The following is a 6266-nucleotide window of genomic DNA, read 5'->3' as shown; positions in this document are numbered from 1 at the left end:
TTGCAAATGATTATCATTATCGTTCATTCTCAATAAGCTCTCTGGTTGCCGACAATTGTTTAGGGTCGGGTAACAGAGAAAAACCGCTCTGGACTTACTTTTCAACCTACTTGTCACCCCGTGAGTGACAAGATTCATTGAAGTTTTCCCAACTTATTGTAACTGCTCACCGCAACAAAAAAGTCTTATTGAAAAGCACTACAAACAACATCAGTTGAGTCAACAAAAATATAAGCCCTGTGATTTAGCGTAAAATTTAAGCTAATTTATTACGGCTATTTTAATGACTAACATTCCCAGAATCAAGTCTTTTTAAAACCTCAAATAAAAACAACAATATGAGAAAAAAAAGAATAGTAAGATAGTTTTTTGTTAGCGGAGATTATCCGCTAACCTTGTTTATTTTTGTGCAGAGAGATAGGGCGATCAAGAAAAATCTATCCCCCATCGGCTCCGGAGCCTTTTACATCTCTAATCCTGGGGGACTCCGACCAGCTAATGACAATAATTCGCATAATTGGACAATGGCATTTTGCCCCTGTAATCTCATGGTCTCTAAAAAACTGAACATTTGGGTGACTAACTCTGCACCCCAGTCGCTTCTTGCTCCCCCACTTACTTTGCGGTGAATGACAATGGGACGTAAAGCTCTCTCAGCATCATTATTATCTGGTTTGACTTCAGGATAAGTTAGAAAGGTGAACCACTCTTCCCAATGACGTTTGAGACGGTTAATCAATCTTTGTGCATCATAAGGCCATCCTTTTTTGGGAGTTGCTTTAAAAATCTTTTGCAGTGAGTTCTCGACTTCTGTTCTTTTGGAGCCTAAGTCTTCAAGGGTTAAATTTCGACCATGATAATGACGATAATGGATACGGGCGGTTGCTAAAACTTGCTGTACATCGGCAGCAAATTCTCGATTCGCTTGAAAACGACTGGTTTTAAGGGACTCTAACTCTCGTTCTAAATGTGCCAGACATTTCTGTTTGGCCATCGCACTTTGTCTAAAGTAGGCACTATAGCAGTCACTGGTGAGGATGCCCTTAAAATCTGCTCCTAACAATTTCTCGACTTCTGCGGAGCTTCTAGTGGGAGCCAACATCAACACACAGACCTCATTTGATGTGGCTACCCAAACCCAATACTTGATGCCATCGATGCAATAACTGGTTTCGTCAACACATCGGATTCCTGGCTGCTGGATGTACTTTAACCACTGTTTGGTCAAGGGTTCTAAACTTTCTTGAAACCATTTGTGCATTTTGGCCAAGGCTCCCTTGAGAAATGGGAATGCCAAAGACATACTCTATAAAATGTTCCTGTTTACGCCATGTAAGATTACCCCCATAGCCAAGCCAGCCCACGATGCTACTTAATCGCGCCCCATAACGGAATCCTTCTTTAACTCCCAATGGAACAGGACTGTAATCTGACCATCCACAACTAGGAAATTTATAGAATCCGCGACGATATTCCCTGATTTCTATGGGTTGGTCTACTACTTCAGCCACTTGCTGGACTTTTTCGGGAACTACTTCATCTCGTTCCACTGAACCCCCACAAACAGGACAGTTTTCTAGTTCTAAAGGGACTATCTTATCGGGCTGACCAAAACCATTACGGGTCTTCCCTGGGTGGTCATATTTTGGTCCGCGTTTAAATCCTTTTTTGCGTTTCTTTTTGTCAGAAGGCTTTTTTAGTGGGTCTGATGATGGGGGGACTGAACTGTTTTTTGAGTTACGGTTTTTTAGCTTAGGTGATTTCTGATAAAGGAGATCCCTTACGATCCCCCCTAACCCCCCTTAAAAAGGGGGGAATAATTGGAAAAGCAGGTATATTCAAGTGTGGAAATCACCTTATCTCTCTCTTCTTTCAATTTTTCAATTTCTTGCTGTTGTGTAGAGATTTGTTGTTGTTGCTGGTCAATCAGTCTTTGTTGAAGAGATAACTGTTGTTGTGCCTTGACTAGCCACTCAATCATGAAGACATTGTTCGCCAACTGTTCATCGGCGATAGCTCTAACTAGTGCAGCTTGGCGAAAGTAATCCACCAGATTTTTACAGAAACTTTCGTGACTAGCCACGACAATGTGTTTCAATGAAACTAACGGAAGAATCTCGAAGTTGATGTCCATGATAAAAGCATTGCCAATTAACCTCTCCAACCTACAGAAAACAGTACTCCAACAAATAGTGAGAGGGACAACAAACCCCTATCGCCTTGTTAGACGAGCCAAGCTAATCTTAGCCGCAGCATCAGGAGAGAGCAATAGTTCGATTAGTCGAAGATTAGAATTAGACCGAGTACAAGTGCGTCAGTGGCGATCGCGATGGTTTGAGGAGAGAGAAAAACTGAGTGCCGCCGAAGAACAACAGGTAACGGAGAAAGCATTAATGGTCTTGATCAAAGGAATTTTAAGCGATCGCCCAAGACCTGGAACAACAAAATCCTTTACGGTCGAACAAGTAGTCCAGATTGTAGAGATCGCTTGTGAAGAATGTGAAAAATCAGACAGACCAGTGAGCCATTGGACACCTTTAGAGTTGGCGGATGAAGCCATAAAAAGAGGAATTGTCGAAAAGATTTCCCCCCGTAGTGTGGGGCGTTTTTTAAAAAGAAGCGACATTACAACCACATCTCATTCGTTACTGGTTAAATGCCAAAATTGATGATCCCTTAAAATTTAAAAAGCAAGTCAAATATATCTGTGAACTTCATCAAGAAGCTAAAACTTTGTTAGAACAAGGAATTCATTTAATTAGTACAGATGAAATGACAGGGATTCAAGCTCTTGAGAGATTATTTCCGAACAAAAGAATCAAGCCTAAACAAGTAGAAAAAATCGAATTTGAATATGAAAGACACGGAACTTTAAGCTTGATTGCGAACTGGGATGTGGCAAGAGGAAAAGTTGTTAGTCCCTCTATTGGACCGACAAGAACAGAACAAGATTTTTCTGAACATATCCAGAGAACGATTAAGATTGATGAAAAAGCAGAATGGATTTTTATTGTAGATCAACTCAACACTCATAAATCGGAAAGCTTAGTCAAATTAGTAGCAGAAAGCTGTGGAATTACTATTGATTTGGGGAGAAAAGGAAAGGAGGGGATTTTGCAATCTATGGACAGCAGAGCAGATTTTTTATCAGATGAATCTCATCGAATTCGCTTTGTTTATATTCCCAAACATACATCGTGGCTTAATCAAATTGAGTGTTGGTTTTCGATCTTAGTCCGGCGTTTACTCAAAAGAATTACTGTCCGTTCAACTGAAGAACTATCCCAAAAAATCATCAATTTTATTGATTACTTTAATCAACATTTTGCTAAGCCGTTCGTTTGGAAATTTAAGGGCTTTAAAGATCATAAGTGACTGGTGGATTATTTTTGCTAAGCTGCACTAGTTCTTTGGCTAACTTTAATCTTTGGTTGGGGCGTAATGCCTTTTTCCCATCAACGCCAGCAGTTTTTTTGCCTTGGTTGTCTTGGGTTACTTTGCGTATGGCTAAGAGCTTTGCGTAATGTGACTTTAACAGTAACTTCTGAAGCTTTTTAGCTTTAACTTTATTACCTGATTTAACAGCTTGAAATATTCTTTTTTGAAGCTTAAACACCTTTCTCTGGACTTTTGCCCAGTTAATTGTGTTCCACTCTGGCGTAGTCTTGGTTATACTCGCATTCGACATATTCACCTCTAATAGAGACTATTTCTTCTAATTAACCAGCAATACGTCAGCTTATCCGTACTCATTACAAGTGGGCATTAGCAACTTAATTGCTTCTCACATCCATGACCCTTGCGGTTCAGTTTGTCCCTACTTACCTACTCGACCGGTGGTAAGAGCAATCATGGACTTAATTCGTTCCGTTGATTTGGGTATATCGGTTTTAGGTTTCATCTTTCCCCCAGGTTACTTTTAGGAATCTGTGTGGATGCTCATGGAAAAACTCCACTTTTTACCTTGTTCTTTTGAACGCAGCCTATCAAACAGATTTGGCTACTACTTGGCGGTTTTGAGGGTTCATGTCGATGATTCAACGTAATGTTTAACCATGACCGATTGACTTGGGGAGCGACTTACCATGCTGCTTCATGACGGGTTCCCCTTCTAACCCTGCTTCCATCCTGGGTTTACTAAGTCCAAAACGGAGGGTTATGTCGTCACTCTTAGGATTTTCTCCTTTGATTCCGAGTGTGGCTCCATTAGCCAACAAATCAACAGTTATTCAGATTTCAATGTTCTGAACGAGCTACACGCTTGTTTCCAAACTTTCTAGCTCAACGAATCGCACTCCATGCTCTGAGCATATTCCATAATATATGGTTCTCGGATGAGAATGTTTCCTTAACACCACATTCTAACCATTGTTTAATGATTCTTTTGATGTTATGTGGACAATCTACTTTGGACATCTCCCTTGATTCCGAGTTTGGCTCCTTTAGCCAACAAACCAAAAGTTATTCAGATTTTAAGGTTCTGAATGGGCTACACACTTATATTTAGTACAAGCTTTTTAGCCCAACGAATCGCACCAGTATTGCCAGAACATCATCCTTGACACACTCTCGTTAAATCAAAGATTGTAACGGGAGATTCTTGCTTCTTTCAGACTCATGCATCGACAATCCGCTTTTCGACAATCTTCGGTCAACTTTTCTTGGCAGCAACAGCAACAGCATCTTCAAACAAAAATTTATGGAGAAATTTTTCAGACCATTCATGACCAAAATAGCTATTAAATAGCCCCGAGGCAGGATCTCGTTCTGCACTATATTGATCATAATCTTTCTGTGCCTTGATAATCCGTTCAAGCTCGGTCGATTCTGTCTTTGGTTCAGCTTGTTCTACAAGTTGCCAATATAATTGGATATATTCTTGATAAGCAGGAAAAAGTTGCTCGATAACGGTCTGAGGATTAGTTCGGGCAAACAATAAATACGGAGAAAAATATTGATTAGCATCATAAAACCTCATTTCCAAATCTTGCGCTAATTCATTATATTTTGCACGTATTGGTGCCATGGGTTCAATATATTTTTTCAAATAATCTGAGTCACGAAACAGGGGCTGAAAATCTAAAACAACTAAGATTTTTTTCTTTCCAAAAGCTAAAAAATCAATTCCCAATAAAGGTAAATCGTACTGATGGTTGGGATAAATAACACTATTAAAAATTTGGGCAGTTTCCCCAGCATTAATATAGGTGTAGCGTATTTTTCGCAATTGGGGACATTCGTAGCACCAACTTTCAATCATGGCAGGATTTTTTCCCCGTTGACTGATTTGGAATTCTAATTCTGGGGCAATAGGTCTGCTGGTTAGGTCAAAGCGACTAAACAGTTCTTTTTCTAAGTGTTGGAGAAAAGGCTGAAACATAAACTGAAGAAGAGATAGTAAAACCTTTTCTGAACATAAAGAAAAACCTTCGCTTCTGTCTCATTTCTCACTAAGAAAGTCACAATTCGTAATATAGCAACTATACTGACCGACTACTATGACTTTATACCTGAACTTACCCCCATACAAATCTACTATAAACACCTAAAACCCTTATCTATCAACAGATAAGGAGGCAGGAGTTGAAAGGCAGCTATGCTGGAGGTTTATTGTATGTTCGCGAGCTTGTACTCCCTAAAGTTGGAAGTTTTAATCCCAGATTCCGCACTTCAAAAAGTAGCATTAAATACTACAAGCCTGGGGTTAATAATTAAGTATAATTGCTTAAGCTCTTGAAGACAAAAAAGTGGGATAATTGCTTAAGTTGTTTCCTCTGTAAAAAAAAGAGCGAAAAATGTCTTATTTAGAAGAAATACAAGTTAAAAATTTAGACCATTTAGGGATAGTAGCTGGTTTAATTGATGAAATAGGAATAGTCAAAATAATTAATAATAAATTAGGAATAGATGTTAGAGAAAAAATCTCAACAGGTACAGTAGTTAAGTCTATTTTAATCAATGGACTAGGATTTGTTTCAAGACCTCTATATTTATTCAGTCAGTTTTTTCAAGATAAAGCCATTGAGAAATTGTTAGGAGAAAGAATTAAACCTGATTACCTTAATGATGATAAAATTGGGAGAGTAATGGATGAATTATATAAATATGGACTAAATGATATTTTTATTGAAGTAGTTTTAGAAGTAATTAAAAAATTTAAAATAGACCTTAAATACTCCCATTTAGATTCCACATCATTTCATTTAGATGGAGAATATAAAAGGGAAGAAGATAAAGAGAAACAGGAAGAAGAAAAAATTATTAAA

4 protein-coding genes and 2 pseudogenes are annotated in these 6266 nt (G+C 38.6%); 3 read left to right on the top strand and 3 right to left on the bottom strand.

From position 1 onward, the window contains the following. Positions 1-463 precede the first annotated feature (463 nt). Positions 464-2134, bottom strand: a pseudogene (gene tnpC, locus CWATDRAFT_RS34955) (IS66 family transposase). Here tnpC and CWATDRAFT_RS28960 point away from each other — a divergent pair. Together CWATDRAFT_RS28960 and CWATDRAFT_RS28955 are read left to right on the top strand one after the other, a co-directional pair. After that, the gene (locus CWATDRAFT_RS28960) at positions 2088-2669 is read left to right on the top strand and encodes a helix-turn-helix domain-containing protein (RefSeq protein WP_007308305.1); all 582 of its coding nucleotides are present in this window, start codon (positions 2088-2090) and stop codon (positions 2667-2669) included. The pseudogene tnpC and the gene CWATDRAFT_RS28960 sit on opposite strands and share 47 nt — an antisense overlap. Positions 2670-2733: 64 nt before the next feature. Further along, the gene (locus CWATDRAFT_RS28955) at positions 2734-3375 is read left to right on the top strand and encodes a transposase (protein WP_007304956.1); all 642 of its coding nucleotides are present in this window, start codon (positions 2734-2736) and stop codon (positions 3373-3375) included. A 28-nt stretch (positions 3376-3403) separates the two neighbouring features. Here CWATDRAFT_RS28955 and CWATDRAFT_RS28950 read toward each other — a convergent pair. Both CWATDRAFT_RS28950 and CWATDRAFT_RS28945 read right to left on the bottom strand, forming a co-directional pair. Further along, positions 3404-3688, bottom strand: a pseudogene (locus tag CWATDRAFT_RS28950) (reverse transcriptase N-terminal domain-containing protein); the annotation flags it as partial. Between the two features lie 963 nt (positions 3689-4651). Beyond that, entirely contained in the window at positions 4652-5380 is a 729-nt protein-coding gene (locus CWATDRAFT_RS28945) for a 15,16-dihydrobiliverdin:ferredoxin oxidoreductase (protein ID WP_007308303.1), read from the bottom strand. 415 nt (positions 5381-5795) lie between these two features. Between CWATDRAFT_RS28945 and CWATDRAFT_RS28940 the strand changes: the two genes are divergently transcribed. After that, on the top strand, positions 5796-6266 hold a 471-nt coding region (locus CWATDRAFT_RS28940), incomplete at its 3' end, for an IS1634 family transposase (protein WP_007308306.1).

It is taken from the genome of Crocosphaera watsonii WH 8501, from assembly GCF_000167195.1.
GTDB lineage: Bacteria > Cyanobacteriota > Cyanobacteriia > Cyanobacteriales > Microcystaceae > Crocosphaera > Crocosphaera watsonii.
This window is presented reverse-complemented; position numbering and strand designations above follow the sequence as displayed.